Genomic DNA, 21201 nt, shown 5'->3' on the forward strand with positions numbered 1-21201 from the left:
ACCACGGCCCGGCAGGGGCGAAACTGTCCGGTATGAGCGAGCGCATCCCCGATCCGGCCCGTCCCCGTACCGTCCTGCTGCGTGGCGGGGAGGTGCACAGTCCCGCCGACCCCTTCGCCACCGCGATGGTGGTGGAGGGCGACAGCATCGCGTGGGTGGGGGAGGAGGGCGCGGCCGACTCCTTCGCCGACGGCGTCGACGAGGTCGTCCACCTCGACGGCGCGCTCGTCACCCCGGCGTTCACTGACGCACATGTGCACACCACGGCCACCGGTCTCGCCCTCACCGGTCTCGACCTCGCCCCGGCCACCCGTCTCGCCGACGCGCTCGCCCGCGTCCGCGCCCACGCGGCGGCCCGCCCGCACGACCGGGTCCTCCTCGGCCACGGCTGGGACGCCACCGCCTGGCCCGAGGGCCGCCCGCCGTCCCGCGCCGAACTCGACGAGGCCACCGGCGGCCGTCCCCTCTATCTCACCCGCGTCGACGTGCACTCCGCAGTGGTCACCACCGCCCTGCTCGACCTTGTCCCCACCGTCCGTGACCTGGCCGGATTCCATCTGGACGCCCCGCTGACCGGCGACGCCCACCACGCCGTGCGCCGGGCCGCGTACGCCACACTCACCCCCGCGCAGCGCGCCGAGGCGCAGCGCGCCGCGCTCGCCCGCGCCGCCTCGCTCGGCATCGGCAGCGTCCACGAGTGCGCGGGTCCCGAGATCTCCGGCGAGGACGACTTCACCGCCCTGCTCGCGCTCGCCGCCGAAGGCGACGGCCCGCGCGTCGTCGGCTACTGGGCGGAACTGGTCGCATCCGCAAAGGAAGCCGACCGTATCCGCGAACTGGGCGCACTCGGCGCCGCGGGCGACCTCTTCGCCGACGGCTCCCTCGGCTCGCACACCGCCCACCTCCACGCGCCCTACGCCGACGCGGACCACACCGGCACCGCCCACCTCGACGCCGAGGCCGTCGCCGCCCATGTCGCGCACTGCACCGAGGCGGGACTCCAAGCCGGTTTCCACGCCATCGGTGACGCCGCCCTGACCACCGTCACCGACGGCATCCGGACCGCCGCCGACCGCGTCGGACTCGCCCGCGTCCGCGCCGCCCGCCACCGCGTCGAACACGCCGAGATGCTCGGCGAACGCACCCTCGCCGCCTTCGCCGAGCTGGCCCTGACCGCCTCCGTCCAGCCCGCCTTCGACGCGGCCTGGGGCGGTGGCGAGGGCATGTACGCGGCCCGCCTCGGCGCCGACCGCGCCCGTACCCTCAACCCGTACGCGGCGCTGCTCAAGGCCGGGGTGCCGCTCGCACTCGGCTCCGACAGCCCGGTCACCCCGCTCGACCCCTGGGGCACGGTCCGCGCCGCCGTCTTCCACCGCACCCGGGCGCACGGCATCTCCGCCCGCGCGGCCTTCACCGCCCACACCCGCGGCGGCTGGCGCGCCATCGGCCGCGACGACGCCGGGGTGCTGGTTCCGGGCGCCCCCGCCGACTACGCGGTCTGGCGCGCCGGGGAACTGGTCGTCCAGGCGCCCGACGAGCGCGTCGAGCGCTGGTCCACCGACCCCCGCTCCGGCACCCCGGGGCTGCCGGACCTCAGCCCCGGCCGTCCGCTGCCGGTCTGCCTGGCCACCGTCGTCGCCGGACGTACCGTTTTCGCGCGGCCGAACGAGTGACGTGGTGCGGCCGCCGCCGTGCGCGGCGGCCGCACCGTACGCCCCTGCCGTGACTGGGATCGGCGGCCACCGCCGCGGCGGGGCGGCGAAAAGCGCCCGGATGTGGCAGCTGTTGACAGCAGGCGGTCGGCGGCCGGTAGGTTCGGCCGAGTCCACCACAGGACGTCCGGCCGGGAGTTCCGCGCCGTCGTCGGCCGCGGCTGGGCCACGGGCGGTGTGCCGGGACCGGACGCCGTCACTGTGAGCCAGGTCCAGCACCAGCGGCACGAGACGCGGAAAGGTTCCGGCCGGAGGGTCCCTCCCGGCTCCCTGGAGAGCCGGGAGGACGGTGCGACCCCGCCAGGGGCCCGGACGCTCAGTAGACAACGGCTCTCGGTCGACCCGCAGCCAGCGGGTCCCAGGTCGGCCCGAAGGGCACCGGGCCCCTGTCCGCACCGCCCGGCCCGGCACACCCCGGCCCCGCCGCTGCCGCCGCCCCGGCCCCCGCACCCGCCGCCCCGGCCTTCCGATGTACGGTCAGCTCACCACCCCACGACCTGCAGGAAGGCGCGACCGTGCCCCCGGGCCCCTCCGACACCACCGAAGCCGCGGACGACCGCGACGCGGCCGGCGGCCCGGTGCCGCCGTCCGCACCGGACGCGCCGCCGCGCCCCGGCCGGTGGCGCCGCCTCGGCGCCCTCGTCCGGCGCGCCGCCCCGCGCACCGCGCTCGCCGCCTGCGCCGGCATCGCCCTCGGCCTCGCCTTCCCGCCGTACGACCTGTGGCCGCTCTCCCTCGTCGCGGTCGCCGCGCTGGCGCTGCTGGTCCGCGGCCGCAGCGCCGCCCAGGGCGCCTGGCTCGGCCTCGTCCTCGGGCTGCCGTTCTTCCTGCTGCTGCTGAAGTGGCTGCACGTCGTCGGCTGGGACGCGGTGGTGGGGCTCTCGCTGGCCGAGGCGCTGTTCCTGGCGCTGCTCGGCGCCGGGCTCGCCCGCGTCTCCCGGCTGCCGTGGTCGCCGCTGTGGGGCGCTTGCCTGTGGGTCGCCGAGGAGTGCGCCCGCGACCGGCTGCCGTTCGGCGGCTTCCCCTGGGGGCGGCTGGCGTTCGCGAACACCGGCTCGCCCTTCACACCGCTCGCCGCGCTGGGCGGCGCACCCCTGGTGACCTTCGTCGTCGCGCTGACCGGCGGACTGCTGGCGGTCTGCGCCGCCGGGCTGTGGCGGCTGCGCTCCGGCGGCACCCTGCGCCGCGCGCTGCCCGCCGTGGAGGCGTTCGGCCTCGCCGCCGCGCTCACCGCGGCCGGCGTCCTGGTCCCCGTACCGACGAAGGCGGACGACACCGTGGACATCGCGGTCGTCCAGGGCAACGTCCAGCAGCCCGGTATGGACTTCCTCGGCCGTCCGATGCAGATCCTCGACAACCACGCCCGCGCCACCGAGAAGCTCGCCGCCGACGTCCGCGCCGGCAAGGCGAGGAGGCCCGACCTGGTCATCTGGCCGGAGAACGCCTCCGACCTCGACCCCTTCCGCTTCCCGCAGGCCCGCGAGCGCATCGACGAGGCGGTCCGGGCCATCGGTGTGCCGGTGCTCGTCGGCGCCCTCGTCGACCATCCGACGAAGCCCGGGTACGTCTTCAACGAGGGCATCGTCTGGGACCCGGCCAAGGGCCCCGGCGCTTCGTACACCAAGCAGCATCCGGTGCCGTTCGGCGAGTACGTGCCGTTCCGGGAACAGCTCAGCAAGATCATCACGCGGTTCCAGCGGGTGCCGCGGGACTTCTACCCCGGCGACCACACCGGCGTTCTGAAGGTCGGCCCCGCCCGTCTCGGCGACGTCATCTGCTTCGAGGTCGCCTACGACCAGATCGTCCACGACACCGTGCGCGCCGGGGCCCGCGCCCTGGTGATCCAGACCAACAACGCGACCTACGGCCGCACCGGACAGCCCGAACAGCAGCTGGCGATGTCGAAGCTGCGCGCCGTCGAACACGGCCGGGCCGTCGTCACCGCCGCCACCAGCGGGATCAGCGCGGTGGTCGCCCCGGACGGCAAGATCGTCCAGAAGATCCCGGAATTCACCCAGGGCGTCGTCTCCGCGCGCATCCCGCTGCGCGACGGAACGACGCTCGCCGACCGCGCCGGTGCGACGCCCGAGTGGACGCTCGCTATCGTGGGCCTTCTGTCCTGCGCCGCGCCCTCTGCGATCGGCCGGCGCGGGCGACCGAAGGACGAGAAGGGGCAGCAGTGACAGACGGCGGTCAGCGGCAGTACGGTCCGCTCGGCACCACCTTGGTGATCATCCCGACGTACAACGAGGCGGAGAACGTCAAGCCGATCGTCGAGCGGGTACGGTCCGCCGTCCCCGAGGCGCACGTGCTCGTCGCGGACGACAACAGCCCGGACGGTACGGGCAAGCTCGCCGACGAACTCGCGGCGGCGGACGACCACGTCCACGTGCTGCACCGCAAGGGCAAGGAAGGGCTCGGCGCCGCCTACCTCGCCGGGTTCCGCTGGGGCGTCGAGCACGGCTACGGCGTCCTCGTCGAGATGGACGCCGACGGCTCCCACCAGCCGGAGGAGCTGCCGCGGCTGCTCACCGCGCTCAAGGGCGCCGACCTGGTGCTCGGCTCGCGCTGGGTGCCCGGCGGCCGGGTGGTGAACTGGCCCAGGTCCCGCGAGTTCCTCTCCCGCGGCGGCTCCACCTACTCCCGTCTCCTGCTCGACGTGCCGATCCGCGACGTCACCGGCGGCTTCCGCGCCTTCCGCGTCGAGGCCCTCGACCGGCTCGGTCTCGACGAGGTGGCCTCCCAGGGCTACTGCTTCCAGGTCGACCTCGCCCGCCGCGCGGTCAAGGCCGGGCTGCACGTCGTCGAGGTGCCGATCACCTTCGTCGAGCGCGAGCGCGGCGACTCCAAGATGAGCCGCGACATCGTCGTCGAGGCGCTGTGGCGCGTCACGGCCTGGGGCGTCGGCTCCCGCCTGGACAAGATCCGCGGGAAGTGACGCCCGCCCCGAGGTGATCGTCACGGCGACCCTCCGGGACGGTCCGGGCGGGCGGCCAGGCACACTTGAGGCATGACGTTCGGAGCCACGCCCACGCCACCGTCCCGCCCGCCCCGGCGCTCCGCCGCCCGCCGCATCCTGCCGCTCGCGGTGATCGTCTGGCTGGTCCTGGAGTTCTGGCTGCTACGGCTGGTGGCCGAGGCGGCGGGCGGCTGGACGGTCTTCCTGCTGCTGGTCGCCGGGGTCGTCGCCGGCGGTTACGTGATCAAGCGGGCGGGCCGCCGGGCCTGGCGCCGGCTGGCCGACTCCGTGCAGTCCGGTACGGCGCCCGAGCCCGCCAAGGATGGCGGCAACACGCTGCCGATGCTCGGCGGTCTGCTCCTGATCCTCCCCGGTATGGTCTCCGACGTGCTGGGCCTGCTCTGCCTCTTCCCGCCGACCGGCAAGTTGCTCCGCCGCCGCGCCGAGAAGCTGCTGACCCGCCGCGCCGCGCGTCCGGCGCCCGGCTCCCTCGGCGACGCCTTCCAGCAGGCGCGGATGCACCGCCCGGACGGCAAGGTCGTCCAGGGCGAGGTCATCCGCGACGACGAGCCGCCCCGCCCGCCCCGCCAGGATCCGCCGCTGACCCGCTGACCCGCTGACCCGCTGACCCGCTGACCCGCTGACCTGCGGCGGAGCGCCGTCGGGAGGACGGGTCACGGGGGAGCGGGCCCGGCCCGCACGGCGCCGGACGGCCGCCCGGACATGCGGAAGGGCCGGTGCCACCGTGGGGTGGCACCGGCCCTTCCGTGCTGCTGTGGTGCGGTACTGCGTCGGGAAGTCCGGTCGTCAGGCGGACTTGCGGTTGCTGTCGCGCGGATGCACGGCGATGTTCATGGTGCCGGAGCGCAGGACGGCCAGCCGCTCGGCCAGCACCTCCTCCAGCTCCTCGCGGGTGCGCCGCTCCATGAGCATGTCCCAGTGCGTACGCGCGGGCTTACCCTTCTTTTCCTCCGGGCCGTCGCCATCCACCAGAAGCGAGGGCGCGCCACATACCTTGCACTCCCACTCCGGCGGAATCTCGGCCTCAACCGAGAACGGCATCTCGAATCGATGTCCGTTCTGGCATGCGTACTCCACCGCCTGGCGCGGGGCCAGGTCGATGCCGCGGTCGGTCTCGTAGCTGGTCACCACGAGTCGCGTGCCGCGAAGAGCTCGCTCACTCATGAATCGTGCCTCCCGGGCTTGTCGCCCACAGGACAGGTGTCGCTGTCGTCGTCATCAGGTCAACGTCCGGTCGGCGGTGAAGATTCCCGAATCCGGGATGGATGCGCCCGCCCGTCACCGACCACCGTTCCTGACGGAGGCGCCGTACGCCGCTGCTCACCTTCACCTGTCGCCCACCACCGTCCTTGACGGAGGCGCTGCGCGCCGATGCCTACCTTCGTGCCGCCCCTTGTTGTACCCACCAGCGCCCGTTTTGTCACATCTGACAGGAGATGTCACCCAGCGCTCTCGCTTCGTGAACGCGCAGTAACGGTCCGCCTGGTGAGCCAAAGGCGTATACTACCGCGCCTCGTGCGCCGAACCTAAATCCGGTCCGGTACGGGGTTCCCGGCCGCCGCCACGGCCCGCCGCATCGGGACCCGCGCCAGCAGCACGAACCCCACCACGAAGAACACTCCCAGCGACGCGATGGCCAGCCGGTAGCTCCCCGACAGCTGGTAGGCCACCCCGAAGACCAGGGGCCCCAGCCAGCTCACGCCCCGGTCGCTGATCTCGTACGCGGAGAAGTACTCCGCCTCCTTGCCGCGCGGCACCACGTGCGAGAAGAGGGAGCGCGACAGCGCCTGACTGCCGCCCAGCACCAGGCCGATGGCCGCGGCCAGGACGTAGAACCACACCGGCGCACCGGCCGGGAGCACGCACCCCGCGGCGATCGTCGCGGTCCACGCCACCAGTGAGCCGAGGACCGTGCGCCGCGCGCCGTACCTGCGGGCCAGCCGCCCCATGACCAGCGCTCCGGCCGCCGCCAGCACCTGGACCAGCAGGACCGAGATGATCAGCGTCGTCTGGTCGAGGCCCAGCTCCTGGGAGCCGTAGACGGACGCCTGGGTGATGACCGTCTGCACGCCGTCGTTGTAGACGAGGTACGCCAGCAGGAAGGCGAGGGTGAGGGGATGGGCGCGCATGTCGCGCAGCGTCGCGCGGAGCTGGGCGAGGCCCTGACCGGGCGGCGCGGATCCCTCCGTACGGGGCCGGCCGGTCCACCGGTCCCGCAGGCGCCGCAGCGGAATGACCGAGAACAGGCCCCACCACAGGCCGGCTGACGCCAGGCAGATGCGGATCGCCGTGCCCTCGGAGAGGCCGAAGGAGGCGTGCGCGCCGTAGAGCACAAGATGGGCGATGAGCGCCAGACCGGCCGCCGCGTAGCCGAAGGCCCAGCCGCGCGTGGAGACCGCGTCCCGCTCCTCGGGGCCGGCGATCTGCGGCAGATAGGAGTTGTAGAGCATCATCGACACCACGAACGCGACGTTCGCGATGATCAGCAGCGCCCCGCCCAGCAGGTACCGCGTCCCCTCCAGCCAGAACATCCCGGCCGTCGCCACCGACCCCGTCACGGCGCAGAGGCCCAGCAGCGGCTTCTTCCGGCCCGTACGGTCGGCCAGCGCCCCGGCCGGCGGCATCGCCAGCACCGACAGCAGCAGCGACGCCGAGACGGTGTACGCGAAGAACGAGCCGGGGCGCACGGGTATCCCCAGCGGATGGACGAAACCGTCCGGACCCGCGGCCGCCTGCGCGATCGAGGTGAGGTACGGGCCGAGGAAGACGGTGAGCACGGTCGTCGAATAGACGCTGTTGGCCCAGTCGTACCAGTACCAGCCGCGCTGTTCGCGGCGGAGCGCGGCGAGCCGCGCGGGCTGATCGTCCACGGTCGGTGCGTGCACCGCCCACCCCCGTATTTCCCCCGCGGCGGCGTGAGCGGGCGTCCCCGGGGGTCAGATCCAGGCGTTCCGTCCGGTCAGCACCGCACGCAGTGTGTCGATGTGATCGGTCATGATGCCATCCACCCCAAGATCCAACAGAGTTGCCATCCGGCCGGGGTCGTTCACCGTCCACACATGTACCTGGAGGCCCAGCGCGTGTGCCGCGCGGACGAAGCGCCGGTCCGCCACCGGGATGCCCGACTGCCGCTCCGGGACCTGTACGCACACCGCGCTGCGCCGTACCGCCGCGCCCAGCAGCCGGTCCAGCGGCAGCGGCGCCGGGCCCAGCGAGCGCACCCGCAGTCCGGCCACGCCCCGGGTGCCCAGCGATGTCGCCAGCCGCGGACCGGCCCGCCGCTGCGCCCGCGCCACCCGTGCCTCGGAGAACGAGCCGACGCACACCCGGTCCCACGCGTCCGTCCGCCGCACCAGCTCCACCAGCGGCTCCAGCGCCGCCTCGGCCTTCAGGTCGACGTTCCAGCGCGCCTCGGGGAATTCGGCCAGCAACTCCTCGAAGAGCGGCAGCGGCTCGCGTCCGGCGACCTTGGCGGTGCGCACCGCCCGCCACGGCAGCTCCCCGATCGCGCCCCGCCCGTCGGTCACCCGCTCCAGCGTCGCGTCGTGGAAGGCGACCAGATGCCCGTCGGACGTGGCGTGGACGTCGGTCTCCAGATAGCGGTAGCCGCCGGCGACCGCGCGCCGGAACGCGGCGGCGGTGTTCTCCAGACCGTCCGCCGCCCCGCCGCGGTGGGCGAACGGCAGCGGCGCGGGGTGGTCGAGGTACGGGTGGCGGGGGCGTATCGCAGGGGTCACTCGGCCATTGTCGCCGGTGCGGACGGTGCGCCCTCGGCCGCCACCACCCGGGACGGCTCCGGCGGCAGCCCCTTGATCGCGAACCGGCGCAGGAAGAACTGCGCCAGCGGGCCGATCGCCAGCGCGTAGAGGACGGTGCCGACGCCGACCGAGCCGCCGAGGAGGAAGCCCGCGGCCAGTACGGTCACCTCGATGCAGGTCCGTACGAGCCGCAGCGGGCGTCCGGTACGCCGGTGCAGCCCGGTCATCAGGCCGTCGCGCGGTCCCGGGCCGAAGCGTGCCGAGATGTACAGACCCGTCGCCGTGCCGTTGAGGAGGACGGCGAGGAGCAGCAGCGGGATGCGGATCGCCAGGGCGTGCGGGACGGGGACGAGCGCCAGTGTCGCGTCCATGACCAGGCCCAGCACGATGACGTTGGAGACCGTGCCGAGGCCGGGGCGCTGGCGCAGCGGTATCCACAGCAGCAGGATCAGCGCGCCGGTGAGGATGGTGGCCGTCCCCATGGAGATGCCGGCGTGCAGCGAGATGCCCTGGTTGAGCACGCTCCACGGCTCCAGCCCGAGCCCGGCGCGGAGCTGGAGCCCCATGCTCACGCCGTAGAGGACCAGACCCGCGTAGAGCTGGGTGAGACGGCGCGGCAGAAAACGCCCCGGCGTCTTGTGCGTCTCGTCGATGGACAAGGTTCTTCCCTTTCCTGGCAGGATTGGACCGATGCCTGTCACCATGTGGCAGGTCGGTATCCATGATCGAGAGCCAATCCGGGAAAGGTGGACTGCCGTCATGGCGCAGTGGACTTCGGCGGTGGGTGCTCAGCAACTCGCCCGGCTCCTCCGCTCGCAGGACTCCGGAGGGGCCGAACCGGCGGCGGCCGGGCGCCGGTTGCCCGCCTACCGCACCCTCGCCGACGGCATCCGTCTCCTCGTCCTCGAAGGGCGCGTCCCGGTCGCCGCCCGGCTGCCCGCCGAGCGCGAACTGGCCGGTGCGCTCGGCGTCAGCCGTACCACCGTCGCCGCCGCCTACGAGGCGCTGCGCGCCGAAGGCTTCCTGGAGTCCCGCCGCGGCTCCGGCAGCTGGACCGTCGTACCGGCCGGGAGCCCGCTGCCCACCCGCGGGCTGGAGCCGCTGCCGCCGGAGGCCGGCGGCTCCATGATCGATCTGGGCTGTGCGTCGCTGCCGGCCCCGGAGCCGTGGCTGACCCGCGGCGTCCAGGGCGCCATGGCCGACCTGCCGCTCTACGCCCACACCCACGGTGACTACCCCGCGGGCCTGCCGGTGCTGCGCCAGGCACTCGCCGACCGTTACACCGCCCGCGGCATCCCCACCATGCCCGAGCAGATCATGGTCACCACCGGCGCGATGGGCGCCGTCGCCGCCATCTGCAAGCTCTGTACGAGCCCCGGCGAACGCGTCGCCGTCGACTCCCCGTCGTACGCCAACATCCTCCAGCTGATGCGGGACGCGGGCGCCCGGCTGGTGCCGGTGGCGCTCGCCGAGCGGCTGGGCGGATGGGACATCCCCGCCTGGCGCCAGGTGATGCGGGACGCGGCGCCGCGCATGGCGTACGTCGTCGCCGACTTCCACAACCCCACCGGCACCCTCGCCACCGAGGACCAGCGCCGCCGCATGGTGGACGTGGCGCGCGCGGCCGGCACGCTCCTCGTCGTCGACGAGACCATGACGGAGCTGCGGCTGGACGACGATCCGGAGCCGCCGCGACCGGTCTGCGCGTTCGACCCGGCGGGCAGCTCCGTCATCACCATCGGCTCGGCCAGCAAGGCGTTCTGGGCCGGGATGCGGATCGGCTGGGTGCGCGCCGCGCCCGAGCTGATCCGCAGTCTGGTCGCCGCCCGCGCCTACTCCGACCTGGGCTCACCCGTCCTCGAACAGCTCGCCATCGCCTCGTTGCTGGAGACCGGCGGCTGGGAGGAGGCGGTCGCCCTCCGCCGCGAGGAGGCCCGGCGCAACCGCGACGCGATCGTCGGGGCGCTCCGCCGCACGCTGCCCGACTGGGAGTTCACCGTCCCGCACGGCGGTCTCACCCTCTGGGTCCGCACCGGCGGCCTGTCCGGCTCCCGGATCGCCGAGACGGGCGAGCGGCTGGGCGTCCGGGTGCCGTCCGGGCCGCGCTTCGGGGTCGACGGTGCCTTCGAGGGGTACGTACGGGTGCCGTTCACGGTCGGCGGCGCCGTCGCCGAGGAGGCCGCCGACCGGTTGGCCCACGCGGCACGCCTGGTGGCCGGCGGCCGCACCGCCGGCGTGGAGGCGGTACGGACGCTGGTCGCCTGAGCCCGGTGCGGGCCGGGCCGGTTTCCCGGCCTCCGCGGAGGCCGTCCACGAAGGCCGGGGCCCGGCTGGTCACCGCCGTCACCCGCTCACGTCCGCCCTTCGAACAGCTCCGTGTAGAGCCCGCCGCGGGCGAGGAGCTGGGGGTGGGTGCCGGATTCGGTGAGGTGGCCGTCGTCGAGGACGAGGATGTGGTCGGCGGTGGTGGCCAGGTCCAGGTCGTGGGTGATGACGAGGGTGGTGCGGCCGGCGGCGAGATGGTGCAACGGGGCCAGGATGCGCTGGGCGGCGAGGGTGTCGAGACCGGTGGTGGGCTCGTCGAGGATGAGGACCGGGGCGTCGCGGAGCATGGCGCGGGCGATGGCGATGCGCTGGAGCTGGCCGCCGGAGAGGGCCGCGGTGGACGGGGCGATGACCGTGTCGTAACCGTCCGGGAGGGCGGTGACGAAGCCGTGCGCGTCGGCGGCGCGGGCGGCCCGGACGACCTCGTCGCGGGTGGGGACGGGAACCTCGCGGCCACAGGCGATGTTGCGCTCGATGGTGTCGTGGAGGACGAGGGTCTCCTGTGGGAGCAGGGTGATGTTGCGGCGCAGGTCGGCGAGGGAGAGCCGGTCGATGGGGATGCCGTCGAGGAAGAGGGCGCCGGCGTCCGGGTCGTAGAAGCGCAGGAGGAGGGCGGCGAGGGTGGACTTGCCGGCGCCGCTGGGGCCGGTGACGACCACGAACTCGCCGGGGTGTGCGGTGAACGTGAGCGAGTCGAGGGCGTTGTGGTGGGAGGAATGCGGGTAGCGGAACGTGACGTCGTCGACGCGGAGTTCGCCGTGTGCGCGGTGCGGGAGGGGGATGATCCGGGCCGGGGGCGGATCGGCGACTGCCGGGTGGGCGTCGAGGATCTCCAGCAGCCGGTCGGCGGCGGCGGTGGCGGCGGTGGCGGTGAGACCGAGGCGGCCCAGGGAGCGGATCGGCGGATAGAGGTAGCCGATGAAGGCGGCGAAGGCGAGGAGCTGTCCGAGGGTCAGCCGGCCCGCCGAGATCTCCCAGGCACCCAGGCCGATGATGGACAGCACACAGAGGGTTTCCAGGATCTCGATGAACTGGTCGTAGAGCGCGCCGAGGCGGGCGCTGGCGACGGAGGCGCGCAGCCATCGCTGAGCTTCTCTGACCAGGCGTTCCTCCTCGTCGCGCTGGCGGTTGTACGCCTGCGTGAGGACGACGTTGACCAGCGTCTCCTCGACGACGGAGGTGAGGGCGCCGTCGGCCGCCCGCTGGCGCCGGGTGACCTGGCGGATGCGTCCGGTGAAGCGGCGGGTGGCGAAGTAGAAGAGCGGGGCGGCGATGAAGGTGGCGAGGGCCAGCTCCCAGCGCAGCCAGAGGGCGGCCGCCCCGTAGAAGAGGGTGGAGAAGAGGGCCGTGGAGGCGCCCACCACGCCGCTGACGACGAGCCGTTCGATGGCGTCGATGTCGCCGGTCAGCCGCTCCACCAGGTCGCCACGGCGGTTGCGTTGGAAGAAGTGCGGCGGCAGCTTCTGGAGATGGGAGAACACCCGGGCCCGCAGGCGCAGCAGGAAGCGTTCCGCGGTCCACGCGGCGAGGGAGTTGCCGAGGTAGCCGACGGCGGCGCCGATCACGGCGACCGCGAGCCAGGTGGCGGCGGGGCTCCAGAAGGCGCTGACCGAGCCCTTCGCGAGGGCCTGATCGGTGAGTTGGGCGAAGAGGAGGATCGCGGCGGTCTCGGCGAGGGCGGCGATGATGGCGCATGCGATCACCGTCAGCAGCCAGCGGCGGTCGCCCCGGGTCAGCGGCCAGAAGCGGTGGAACGCCTCCGCGGCGCCGACGTGGCGCGTCAGGATGGGCGCGTTGACCGGGAGTTGGGTGCGCGGCGAGGACGGGGGAGGTGCCTCCGGGGGCGGGGTGAGGGGCGGGGCGGGGGAGGTGAGCGGGTCCGCTTCGGGCAGGCGGTCATGGGCCATTCGGCGCTCCTGGCCGTTGACGGTGTTCTTCCGGCCGTCGGGGGTCTTCGCCGCGCGATGACCGGCTCTCCTCCGGCCACGGCGGTCGTCGCGGGGACGCATGGTGGCCGCGTGCAGCACCGGGAACGGGTGACGGCAGTTCACGAGGCCGGCCCGCGCGGTGCGCGCGGGCCCGCCTCGGCCCGTGCCTCAGGCCCGTGGGCCCGAAGCACCTGTCACATGGTCGTCAACGGATATCGGGAAATCCGCGACGACGGATCGGATGGTCACCTGCGGAAGCCGCCGTGGCCTCCCCATCCGCCGTGGCCGTCGTGGTCGCGTCCGTAACGTCCGTCGCGTCCGCCGTAGTCGTCGTCGCGACCGCCGTGTCCGTAGTCGTCGTCACCGCGACCGTGGCCACCACGGTCGTTGCGGATGCGGGGGAAGAACACCTTGAAGGTCATCTCCGCCTCCAGTGATCGGATGCCGTCGCGGCTTTCCCGGACCGTGCTCTGGTGGCGATTCGGCGCGTCCGTCAGGACGTTTCTCTGCGGTTCGTCCCGACGGAACGTTTCCACCGCGACACTTCCGACAGTACGACGGACATCCGGCACCAACAAGTGCATTGCGTGAAAATTGGATAAACCGCGCATGTTGCTGTGGGTGTGCGGGTGGTTGCCCAGGGGGGGCGAGGGGGCGGTTTGCCCGCGCCTGCGCCGCGCCCGTGGCCCCCGCGGCCCGTTCCGGCCGCGTCCGGTGCCGTGACCGCGCTGGTTCGCCGGGGTGGCGGCGGTGACGGACGGACGCGTGGTGACGTCCGTCCGACCGCTGGAGCGCGGTGGGTCGAGCCTGTCCCGGTACGCGAATTGACCGACACGGACGGGGTGACCGACCGTGAACCGCGGCCCCGGAGCGGCCGAAACGGACAAGTCCGCGGGAAGGGCAGAGGCAGAAGGACAGTGGCAGGAGGACGGCTCAGGAGGCGGACGACTCGATCTCCCCCGCGAAGACGATGATTTGGTCGATGAGGCTCCGCCGCAGATGGACGACGTCCGTTCCCGCCAGGCGGGGGCCTCCGTCCGGTGTGGTGAAGACCCACTGGTAGCGGGCCCACTCGCCAGGCATGTCCACCGATGAGCAGCGCACCATCGTGCCGGTCCCCGCCGGGTGGTGCCGGATGTCCAGCACGAACCGCTCGACCGCCGCGATTCCTTCGCTGCGGCCCAACGGCCCCCAGAAGACCACGTCCGAGGTCAGGGCCTGGGAGAGCAGGGCAGTCACATAGCTGTCGTCCGAGGCGTTGAACGCGGAGATGAACGTGTCGATCGCGGAACGTGCCGTCTCTTCCTGCATGCCTCAGTAATACCAGCCGTTGCGCGTGCGTTCGTCCCGCGCACCGGCCCGATCTCGGTGGGCCTTCCCGGTCACAGCACCAGGCGGTGCCCTGGTCCGCGGTGGCGGGGCGGTCAAGGGCGCGGAGCCGGTGGTCACCCTTGACGCGTACGGGCGGTACGGGCCGGTGGGGCGGGAACCCGTTGCCAGAAGGAGAGTTGGAGCGGAACGCCGCCGTGGCGCGGGGGCTTGTCGTACCTCCGTCGTACAGTGGATTCGCCAGCATGTTTGAGTGTCACCACACAGGAAACGCGAGGGTCATGTTGTCGTTCCTGAGCAAACTGAAGCAGCAGCGCGCGGAGTTGCTGGAGCAGCGCCGTATGGAGGCCGCGATGGCGGCGGGCGCGCGGGGTGCCGGTCCGGAGGAGGCCAAGCGCGCCGGGGACCGGGCGGCGAGGCGCGGCACCGATGTCGCCATAGCGGCGTCGGCCGCGTCCGGCGCCGGAGCGGGCGGCTGCTGAACGGTCCGCACCGGGTGAGGTGACGGGCCTCGTCCCGGAGGCCGCCTCCCCGGGCGCGCGGGGCCGCCGCCGGTCCGCGCCGGTCCGGCCGCGCCGGGGTTCCCGGTCCGCACCGGTCCCGTCGCCACGGGCTCCCCTCGGACGGCGGGTGCCGGTGCGCCGGTCAGCTCTCCGCGCCCGCTGCCCGCACCGTGCCGTGCACCGTGATCGCGCCGCCCCCGGGGCCGGCTCCTTGCGCCGGGTCGGCGACGGCGGTGCGCCCGGGGAGCTGCTCGCCGGTCGCGGGCTCGGCGAAGCCCTTCGTCACCCGGACCGGCCGGCCGGCCGACCGCTCCCCGGCGGGGACGGTGCGCTCCGGCAGCAGCGCCAGCACCGCCCGCCGCTCGTCCGCGCCCATCGACTCGTCGTGCGGATCCGGCGTCGCCGGGACCTGGAGGCGCAGGACCGGGCCCGCGCCCAGCAGCGCGTAGCCGCGGCCGGGCGGCACCACCGGGGTCGGAGTGGTGTGCGGCTCGGCGCCCAGCACGGCTCGGACCTCGTCCGGCGTCGCCGGGCCCAGGACGACCCGGGCGCGGGTGGTGTGCACCCGGACCGGATCGCTCAGCAGACCGGCGTTGTCGAACTGCTCGGCCACCACCACCGTGACCTGCGCCGCGCGGCCGTGCCGCAGCGGCACCTGGAGCAGCCGCTGCGGATCGTCGTACCCCTCGGCGGTGGCCAGATGGGACAGTGCGGTGGGCCGGTCGGCGAGGATCCACAGCGGGCGGCGGGCGTCGTCGGGGGCCGGTTCGCCCGCCTGCCGGGCCCGGCTCGTGGCGAGGAGGCGCCGCTCGGTCTCCTGCGCCGCCCACGCCAGCGTCGCCAGCGCGCCCGCCGGACCGTTCTCCACCCCGAGCACCCCGCTGCGCCCGGCCAGCGCGCCGAACTCGCCGGTGCCGCCGCCGTCGATGATCAGCACATCGCCGTGGGCCAGCGCCTGGAGCGCCAGCGACCGCAGCAGGGTGGTGGTGCCGGAGCCGGGCTGCCCGAGGACCAGCAGGTGCGGTTCGGTGGAGCGCGGGCCGGTGCGCCAGATGACCGGCGGCTCGTCCCGTACCGTCTCGCCGACGGTCACCGGCAGGGTGCGCTGCACCGAATCCGCGTCGGTGAAGCCGAGCACCGTCTCGCCGGGCGCGGTCACGAACCGCTGCGCGGCGATGTCGGTGGGCAGCGCGTCCAGCACGGTCAGCGTCAGCGTGTTCGCCTCCTCGTCCCAGCCGAAGCGGTACTCCCGGCCGCGCCCCGACTTCGCGTGGAGCACCTGCTCGATCCGGGCGCGGGCCGCGGCCTCCCCGTCGGTGAAGTACGCCGGGTAGCGCAGCCGCAGCCGCACGATCCGGCTGCTGTCGTCGAAGGCGTACGCGTCGAACGCCGCCTCCCAGTCACCGCCGTACGTGTAGAGCGGATCCGGGTCGCCGTCCCCGCCGAAGTACGGGACGAGCGCCTCGTACAGCGCGCGGAGCCGGGCCGACTCCGCCTCGCCGGGGCCAGTGGGCGCGGGCGTGCGGTCCCGCCCGGTCCAGGCGGCCGCGCCCATCAGGGCGAGCAGTCCGATCAGCGGGCCGTACGGCGCCAGCGCCACGACCAGGACGCAGGCGCCGGTCAAAAAGCACATCGGGGCCCGCCGCTCCTGGGGCGTGGCGCGCCAGCGCTGCCCGGCGGAGACGGCGAGGCGGCGCAGCCCGCGGCCGAGGATCAGCAGCGGATGGAAGATGTCGCCGGCGCCGTCGGCAGCGGTGCGCGCCAGCTCACGGCCGCGAAGGAGCGGCGCGCGGTCGGTCAGGATGCGGGGCAGAGGACGCCGGGCCACATCGGTCTCCTGGGTGTCGTACGTGGCGGGGGCGGCCCGGCGGGGGAGCGGGGCCGGGGAACGGCGGGGCGGGGCGCCCGCCGTGGCGGGGGAGCGGTGCCGGGGGAGTGTGGTGCCGGGCGGGTGCCTGCGGCCGTACCCGGCGGCCGGTCGTGACCTTACGGACACCGGCCGGGCCCGGCGGGCGGACACGCCATGGAGGTCCGCCCGCCGGTGCCGGAGCTAGATCCGCAGACCTCCCAGGAGGCTGGCGAGGCTCGCGCCGCCAGCCTTGATGCTCGGGGCGATGGCGGAGCCCGCGAGGTAGAAGCCGAAGAGCGCGCACACCAGGGCGTGCGACGCCTTGAGGCCGTCCTTGCGGAAGAAGAGGAAGACGATGACACCGAGCAGGATCACGCCGGAAATGGACAGAATCATGAGGGTTCTCTCCTGGGGGGTGGGGACGGTCACCATGAGTTCTTCCAACCTCACAGGACGGCTCAAGCCAGGAAAAGCCGCAAAGGAGTGATTTGTCGTTGAATCCGTCCATATGGCCGCACTGAAAATCGGCCTGGTGACCGGGTCCGGTCCGCGTATCCAGATCCGCCCCGGACCGATGCCCCCGGGGGACGGCGCCGGACGCGGGACCTGCACAATCGAAGCGTGTCGAAGAAGTCCAGGAAGCCGAGGAGCGCGCCCCGCCGCGCCGCCGTCCGCCCCGCCCGCCCCGTCCTCGGCCCCGCCGACCCGTGCCCCTGCGGCCGGGACGCCACCTACGGCGACTGCTGTGCGCCGTTCCACCGGGGGGACGCCGCCGCCCCGACCGCCGAGCGGCTGATGCGCTCGCGCTACGCCGCCTTCGCCACCGGGGACACCGCCTACCTGCTGCGCACCTGGCACTCCTCGACCCGCCCCGCCGCGCTCGACCTCGACGCCGGGCGGCGGTGGACCGGTCTGGACATCCTCGCCACCACCGGTGGCAGCGCCTTCCACACCGAGGGCACGGTGGAGTTCCGCGCCCGCTCCACCTGGCGCGGCCGGGCCGACAGCCAGCACGAGAACAGCCGCTTCGTCCGCGAGGACGGCGCCTGGGTGTACGTGGACGCGCTCGACGGCCCGTGACGCCGGGCCCCGCTCAGCGGCCGCGCAACTGCTCGATCTCGCGGCGGTCCCGCTTGGTCGGGCGGCCCGTGCCCCGGTCGCGGACCGCGACGACCGGCGCCTGGGCGCGCGGCGGCTCCGGCGGGGTGTTGTCGACGTAGCACTCCACGGCGACGGGCGCGCCCACGCGCTTGCGCACCAGCCGCGAGACCACCACGATCCGCTCCCGCCCGGCGTACCGCAGCCGCACCTCGTCGCCGGCGCGCACGGCGTGGGCGGGCTTCACCCGCTCGCCGTTGACCCGGACGTGGCCCGCCCGGCAGGCGGCCGCCGCCAGCGACCGGGTCTTGGTGAGCCGGACCGACCAGATCCAGCTGTCGATGCGGGTGGTCCCCTCGTCTGAAGCCATGGTCCGACTCTAGAACGCCGCGGTGACAGCGGGCCGCCGTGGTACGCGCGACCCGGGGTGGGCGGGGCTCCGCGGGGTCCCGGGCGCCGTGCGGCCGGGGCCACCGCCGCTCACGCCGAGGTGCGCTTCGATGTCTTCCCGGCCGTGCTCTTCGAGCCGCCGGCGGAAGCGGTCCCGGTGCTCTTCCGTGCCGAGGTCTTCTTCGCGGCGGTCTTCTTCGCGGTGCTCTTCTTCGTCCCCGCGTCCGGGCCGCCCGACCCGTCGGCCTGTTTCGTCCGGCCGCTCGACGTCTTCGCCGCCGTCCGCTTCCGGCCGGAGGAATCGGAGGGGGCCGCGGCCGTTTTCCGGCCGGAGGTGCCGCCCGAGGACCCGGACTTCGACGACGCGGACTTCGACGACGCGGACTTCGACGGGGCGGACTTCGACGGGGCGGACTTCGACGGGGCGGACTTCGACGGGGCGGACTTCGAGGACGCGGATTTCTTCGTCCCCTCCGCGCCGCTCTTCGCGCTCTTGCGGCCCCGGATCGGTGTGACGGTGGCCTCCTCGTCCCCGGATTCCCCGGCCCCCTCCGGCTCCTCGCCGCGTCCCTCGCGGGCCGCCCGTACGCTGCTCTCCAACGCGGCCATCAGGTCGATCACCTGACCGCCGGAGGTGCCCGTGGACTCGGGGGCGGCCGGTTCGCCGCCCTCCAGTTTCGCGGCGACGAGGTTCTCGACCGCCTCGCGGTAGTCGTCGTGCAGTTCCTTCGGGTCGAGGTCCCCGAGGGAGTCCATCAGCGTTTCGGCCAGCGTCAGTTCACTGTCGCGGATCTCCACGTCGTCCGGCGCCACCCCGGCCGTCGAACGGATCTGGTCCGGCCACAGCAGGGCGTGCATCACGATCGCCCCGTCGTGCGCCCGCAGCATCGCGAGGGTCTCCCGCCCGTGCATCGCCACCTTCCCGACGGCGACCTTGCCGTGGTGCTCCAGCGCCTCCCGCAGCAGCGTGTACGGCTTGGCGGCGGTGGGGCCGTTGGGGCCCAGGTAGTACGCCCGGTCCATCTGGAGCGGATCGATCTCACCGGCGTCCAGGAACGCCAGGATGGTCAGCGTCTTCGTGGTGGGCAGCGGCAGATGGGACAGGTCCTCGTCGGTGACCTGCACGATCGTGTCGTCGGTGGCCCGGTAGCCCCGGCCGATCTCCTCGTTGGGGACCTCCTCGCCGTCCAGTTCGCAGACCTTGCGGTACTGGATGCGACCGCCGTCCTTCTCGTGGATCCGGACGAAGGAGACCGAGGTGCTGCGGTCGGTCGCGCTGTAGGTCTTCACGGGGATGCTGACCAGGCCGAACGAAATGGCGCCATTCCATACAGATCGCATCATTCATCCCTTGTGTGGGATTCTCATCGTATGTCGCCGATAACGGTCGTGGAGGGGCGGCGTCTTCCGCTCACCCGTCTCGACAAGGTGCTCTATCCGGAGACCGGCACCACCAAGGGCGAGGTGCTGCACTACGTCACCACCACGGCGGGCGCCCTCCTCGCCCACCTCCACGACCGGCCCGTCTCCTTCCTGCGCTACCCCGACGGGCCCGGCGGTCAGCGCTTCTTCACCAAGAACGTGCCACCCGGTACCCCCGCATGGGTGAAGACCTGCGAGGTGCCCTCCCGCGCCGCGAAATCCGGCCGCCAGGTGCTGCTCCAGGACCTCGCCTCCCTGGTGTGGGCCGCCAACCTCGTCGTCGAACTGCACGCCCCGCAGTGGACCCGCGACGCACCGGGTACCGCCGACCGCCTCGTCCTGGACCTCGACCCGGGCGCCCCCGCCACCCTCGTCGACTGCTGCGCCGTGGCCCTGTGGCTGCGTGACCGGCTCGCCGCCGACGGGCTCCTCTGCTGCGCCAAGACCAGCGGCTCCAAGGGGCTGCACCTGCTGACCCCCATCGAACCCACCCCGTCCGAGGACGCCACCGCCTACGCCCGCGCCCTCGCCACCGAAGCCGCCGCCGCCCTCCCGGACCTGGTCACCGCGCGGATGCGCAAGGACCTGCGCCCCGGCAAGGTCTTCCTCGACTACTCGCAGAACGCCGCCGCCAAGACCACCGCCTGCGCCTACACCCTCCGGGCCCGCGCCACGCCCACCGTCTCCACCCCCGTCACCTGGGACGAGGTCGCCGCCTGCACCGAACCGGCCCAACTCACCTTCCTCTTCGACGAGATCGCCGGCCGCCGGGCCCGCCACGGCGACCTCTTCGCCCCGCTGCTCAACCCGCACCGCGCACGTCCGCTGCCCCGCACCGGATGACCGTCAGGGCGTGATGGCGACGGCAGGACCGCGCCCGGCCTCAGCCCAGCCGGGTCAGGTCCGGCCGCAGCCGCCGCCACACCGGGTGCCGCAACCGCCCGGCGCCCGTCCACGACGCCGCCGTGACCTCGGCGACCAGCCGCGGCTCGACCCAGCGGGCGCCCGCCACCGCCACCGGGCCCGCGAACGGCGGATCCGTACGCGCCAGCACCTCCAGATATCCGGCCAGCTCCCGCCGCTCCCGCAGCGACAGTCCCGAACCGACCGCACCGGCGAACCGCAGCCCTTCGGGCGCGTCCGTGCCCACCAGCACCGCGCCCGGCAGCCCCCGCAGCCCGCCGTGCCCCGGCGTCCAGCCGCCGATCACCACGTCCAGCGTCTCCACCCGCTTCGTCTTCCGCCAGTCCGCCGATCGGACACCGGGCGTGTAGATGGAATCCAGCCGCTTGGCCACCACCCCCTCAAGCCCCGCCCGCACCACCGCGTCCCACGCCTCGGCGGAGTGTCCCGGCAGCGCCGCCGGAACCGACCAGGCCCGTCCGGACAGCTCCAGGGCGTGCAGCACCCGGCGCCGCTCCCGGTACGGCTCGGCCAGCAGCGGCTGGCCGTCCAGGTGCAGCACGTCGAAGAGGACCAGCCGCACCGGTGTCTCCCGCGCCAGCCGGGCCGCCCGCCGCGCGTCGGTCACCCCCATCCGGCGTTGCAGCAGCCCGAAGTCCGGCCGCCCCGCCGCGTCCGGGGCCACCACCTCACCGTCGAGGACGAGACTGTGCTCCCGCGCGCCGTCCGCCGGGACCAGCAGCTCCGGATAGGTCGCCGTCAGCTCGTTCCCGGCCCGCGACACCGGCCGTACGGTCCCGTCGTCCGCCACCGTCAGCGTGCACCGCACCCCGTCCCACTTGGCCTCGAAGGCCCAGCCGTCGTCCGGTACCGGCAGCGGTCCCGCCGTCGCCAGCATCGGCGCGATCACCGGCGGCGCACCGTCGATGGAGCGGCCGGAACCCGTGGAAGCTGCCATACCCCGATGGTCCGGCGCCCGGCCCCGGCCCGCAGGGCGGAGCGGA

General features: G+C 73.8%; 20 protein-coding genes and 1 pseudogene. 9 read left to right on the forward strand and 12 right to left on the reverse strand.

Features of this window, described 5'->3' with window-relative positions; translation table 11 throughout:
• Window positions 1-32 precede the first annotated feature (32 nt).
• From ACZ4M8_RS12200 to fxsA, 4 genes are all read left to right on the forward strand, one after another.
• On the forward strand, window positions 33-1673 hold the full coding sequence (locus ACZ4M8_RS12200) for an amidohydrolase (protein WP_467606016.1): 1641 nt from the start codon (window positions 33-35) through the stop codon (window positions 1671-1673).
• A 554-nt stretch (window positions 1674-2227) separates the two neighbouring features.
• Entirely contained in the window at window positions 2228-3895 is a 1668-nt protein-coding gene (gene lnt, locus ACZ4M8_RS12205; RefSeq protein WP_467606018.1) for an apolipoprotein N-acyltransferase, read from the forward strand.
• A complete protein-coding gene (locus ACZ4M8_RS12210; protein ID WP_467606020.1) occupies window positions 3892-4650 on the forward strand; it encodes a polyprenol monophosphomannose synthase in 759 nt (252 codons plus the stop codon). Before lnt ends, ACZ4M8_RS12210 begins: the two co-directional genes overlap by 4 nt.
• 72 nt (window positions 4651-4722) lie before the next feature.
• On the forward strand, window positions 4723-5283 hold the full coding sequence (fxsA, locus tag ACZ4M8_RS12215) for an FxsA family membrane protein (RefSeq protein ID WP_467606022.1): 561 nt from the start codon (window positions 4723-4725) through the stop codon (window positions 5281-5283).
• Between the two features lie 195 nt (window positions 5284-5478).
• On the opposite strand, the gene ACZ4M8_RS12220 is transcribed toward fxsA, so the two are convergent.
• The 4 genes from ACZ4M8_RS12220 to yczE all read right to left on the reverse strand — a co-directional run bounded on the left by ACZ4M8_RS12220 (window position 5479) and on the right by yczE (window position 9109).
• Window positions 5479-5856 carry an RNA polymerase-binding protein RbpA gene (locus tag ACZ4M8_RS12220; RefSeq protein ID WP_026170122.1) on the reverse strand — a complete coding sequence of 126 codons (378 nt, stop codon included), beginning with the start codon at window positions 5854-5856 and terminating at the stop codon, window positions 5479-5481.
• A gap of 362 nt (window positions 5857-6218) precedes the next feature.
• On the reverse strand, window positions 6219-7562 hold the full coding sequence (locus ACZ4M8_RS12225) for an MFS transporter (RefSeq protein WP_467606024.1): 1344 nt from the start codon (window positions 7560-7562) through the stop codon (window positions 6219-6221).
• Window positions 7563-7628: 66 nt separating this feature from the next.
• On the reverse strand, window positions 7629-8429 hold the full coding sequence (locus ACZ4M8_RS12230) for a glycerophosphodiester phosphodiesterase (RefSeq protein ID WP_467606027.1): 801 nt from the start codon (window positions 8427-8429) through the stop codon (window positions 7629-7631).
• Window positions 8426-9109 carry a membrane protein YczE gene (gene yczE / locus ACZ4M8_RS12235; RefSeq protein ID WP_467606029.1) on the reverse strand — a complete coding sequence of 228 codons (684 nt, stop codon included), beginning with the start codon at window positions 9107-9109 and terminating at the stop codon, window positions 8426-8428. Before yczE ends, ACZ4M8_RS12230 begins: the two co-directional genes overlap by 4 nt.
• A 100-nt stretch (window positions 9110-9209) precedes the next feature.
• On the opposite strand from yczE, the gene ACZ4M8_RS12240 reads away from it, so the two are divergent.
• A complete protein-coding gene (locus ACZ4M8_RS12240) occupies window positions 9210-10715 on the forward strand; it encodes an SCO1417 family PLP biosynthesis transcription factor (protein ID WP_467606032.1) in 1506 nt (501 codons plus the stop codon).
• Window positions 10716-10801: 86 nt separating this feature from the next.
• Here ACZ4M8_RS12240 and ACZ4M8_RS12245 read toward each other — a convergent pair whose 3' ends face one another.
• The 3 genes from ACZ4M8_RS12245 to ACZ4M8_RS12255 form a co-directional block, all read right to left on the reverse strand.
• On the reverse strand, window positions 10802-12682 hold the full coding sequence (locus ACZ4M8_RS12245; RefSeq protein WP_467606035.1) for an ABC transporter ATP-binding protein: 1881 nt from the start codon (window positions 12680-12682) through the stop codon (window positions 10802-10804).
• A 266-nt stretch (window positions 12683-12948) separates the two neighbouring features.
• On the reverse strand, window positions 12949-13125 hold the full coding sequence (locus ACZ4M8_RS12250) for a hypothetical protein (RefSeq protein ID WP_467606037.1): 177 nt from the start codon (window positions 13123-13125) through the stop codon (window positions 12949-12951).
• 511 nt (window positions 13126-13636) lie between these two features.
• Window positions 13637-14014 carry a nuclear transport factor 2 family protein gene (locus ACZ4M8_RS12255; RefSeq protein WP_399091591.1) on the reverse strand — a complete coding sequence of 126 codons (378 nt, stop codon included), beginning with the start codon at window positions 14012-14014 and terminating at the stop codon, window positions 13637-13639.
• A gap of 299 nt (window positions 14015-14313) precedes the next feature.
• On the opposite strand from ACZ4M8_RS12255, the gene ACZ4M8_RS12260 reads away from it, so the two are divergent.
• Window positions 14314-14514, forward strand: a complete 201-nt coding sequence (locus ACZ4M8_RS12260; protein ID WP_467606039.1) for a hypothetical protein — start codon at window positions 14314-14316, stop codon at window positions 14512-14514.
• A 163-nt stretch (window positions 14515-14677) separates the two neighbouring features.
• Here the strand turns inward: ACZ4M8_RS12260 and ACZ4M8_RS12265 are convergent, their stop codons facing one another.
• Together ACZ4M8_RS12265 and ACZ4M8_RS12270 are read right to left on the reverse strand one after the other, a co-directional pair.
• The gene (locus tag ACZ4M8_RS12265) at window positions 14678-16363 is read right to left on the reverse strand and encodes an FtsK/SpoIIIE domain-containing protein (protein ID WP_467606041.1); all 1686 of its coding nucleotides are present in this window, start codon (window positions 16361-16363) and stop codon (window positions 14678-14680) included.
• Window positions 16364-16585: 222 nt separating this feature from the next.
• Complete coding sequence (locus ACZ4M8_RS12270; protein ID WP_345081089.1) at window positions 16586-16780, reverse strand: hypothetical protein; 195 nt, start codon at window positions 16778-16780, stop codon at window positions 16586-16588.
• Window positions 16781-17005: 225 nt separating this feature from the next.
• Here ACZ4M8_RS12270 and ACZ4M8_RS12275 point away from each other — a divergent pair, with 225 nt between their 5' ends.
• Window positions 17006-17464, forward strand: a complete 459-nt coding sequence (locus tag ACZ4M8_RS12275; protein ID WP_467606043.1) for a YchJ family protein — start codon at window positions 17006-17008, stop codon at window positions 17462-17464.
• A gap of 13 nt (window positions 17465-17477) precedes the next feature.
• Here the strand turns inward: ACZ4M8_RS12275 and ACZ4M8_RS12280 are convergent, their stop codons facing one another.
• Window positions 17478-17852, reverse strand: coding sequence for an RNA-binding S4 domain-containing protein (locus tag ACZ4M8_RS12280; RefSeq protein ID WP_467606046.1), 375 nt, complete (start codon window positions 17850-17852; stop codon window positions 17478-17480).
• 354 nt (window positions 17853-18206) lie between these two features.
• On the opposite strand from ACZ4M8_RS12280, the gene ACZ4M8_RS12285 reads away from it, so the two are divergent.
• A complete protein-coding gene (locus ACZ4M8_RS12285; protein ID WP_467606546.1) occupies window positions 18207-18497 on the forward strand; it encodes a pentapeptide repeat-containing protein in 291 nt (96 codons plus the stop codon).
• Here ACZ4M8_RS12285 and ku read toward each other — a convergent pair.
• Window positions 18470-19216: pseudogene (ku, locus tag ACZ4M8_RS12290) on the reverse strand (non-homologous end joining protein Ku); the annotation flags it as partial. The gene ACZ4M8_RS12285 and the pseudogene ku overlap by 28 nt on opposite strands.
• A 27-nt stretch (window positions 19217-19243) precedes the next feature.
• On the opposite strand from ku, the gene ligD (ACZ4M8_RS12295) reads away from it, so the two are divergent.
• On the forward strand, window positions 19244-20137 hold the full coding sequence (ligD, locus tag ACZ4M8_RS12295; protein WP_467606047.1) for a non-homologous end-joining DNA ligase: 894 nt from the start codon (window positions 19244-19246) through the stop codon (window positions 20135-20137).
• 40 nt (window positions 20138-20177) lie between these two features.
• Here the strand turns inward: ligD (ACZ4M8_RS12295) and ligD (ACZ4M8_RS12300) are convergent, their stop codons facing one another.
• Window positions 20178-21155: a non-homologous end-joining DNA ligase gene (gene ligD / locus ACZ4M8_RS12300; protein WP_467606049.1), complete on the reverse strand. Its 978-nt coding sequence runs from the start codon at window positions 21153-21155 to the stop codon at window positions 20178-20180.
• Window positions 21156-21201: the final 46 nt, after the last annotated feature.

The sequence above is a fragment of the Streptomyces sp. NPDC027185 genome, from assembly GCF_055567035.1.

Excerpts from the sequence above, each read along its gene's own strand:
- ACZ4M8_RS12240 (WP_467606032.1), top strand. The coding sequence starts at position 9,210 with ATGGCGCAGTGGACTTCGGCGGTGGGTGCTCAGCAACTCGCCCGGCTC.
- ACZ4M8_RS12245 (WP_467606035.1), bottom strand. The coding sequence starts at position 12,682 with ATGGCCCATGACCGCCTGCCCGAAGCGGACCCGCTCACCTCCCCCGCC.
- ligD (WP_467606047.1), top strand. The coding sequence starts at position 19,244 with ATGTCGCCGATAACGGTCGTGGAGGGGCGGCGTCTTCCGCTCACCCGT.
- ligD (WP_467606049.1), bottom strand. The coding sequence starts at position 21,155 with ATGGCAGCTTCCACGGGTTCCGGCCGCTCCATCGACGGTGCGCCGCCG.
- ACZ4M8_RS12250 (WP_467606037.1), bottom strand. The coding sequence starts at position 13,125 with ATGACCTTCAAGGTGTTCTTCCCCCGCATCCGCAACGACCGTGGTGGC.
- ACZ4M8_RS12280 (WP_467606046.1), bottom strand. The coding sequence starts at position 17,852 with ATGGCTTCAGACGAGGGGACCACCCGCATCGACAGCTGGATCTGGTCG.
- ACZ4M8_RS12255 (WP_399091591.1), bottom strand. The coding sequence starts at position 14,014 with ATGCAGGAAGAGACGGCACGTTCCGCGATCGACACGTTCATCTCCGCG.
- fxsA (WP_467606022.1), top strand. The coding sequence starts at position 4,723 with ATGACGTTCGGAGCCACGCCCACGCCACCGTCCCGCCCGCCCCGGCGC.
- ACZ4M8_RS12220 (WP_026170122.1), bottom strand. The coding sequence starts at position 5,856 with ATGAGTGAGCGAGCTCTTCGCGGCACGCGACTCGTGGTGACCAGCTAC.
- ACZ4M8_RS12200 (WP_467606016.1), top strand. The coding sequence starts at position 33 with ATGAGCGAGCGCATCCCCGATCCGGCCCGTCCCCGTACCGTCCTGCTG.
- ACZ4M8_RS12260 (WP_467606039.1), top strand. The coding sequence starts at position 14,314 with ATGTTGTCGTTCCTGAGCAAACTGAAGCAGCAGCGCGCGGAGTTGCTG.
- ACZ4M8_RS12270 (WP_345081089.1), bottom strand. The coding sequence starts at position 16,780 with ATGATTCTGTCCATTTCCGGCGTGATCCTGCTCGGTGTCATCGTCTTC.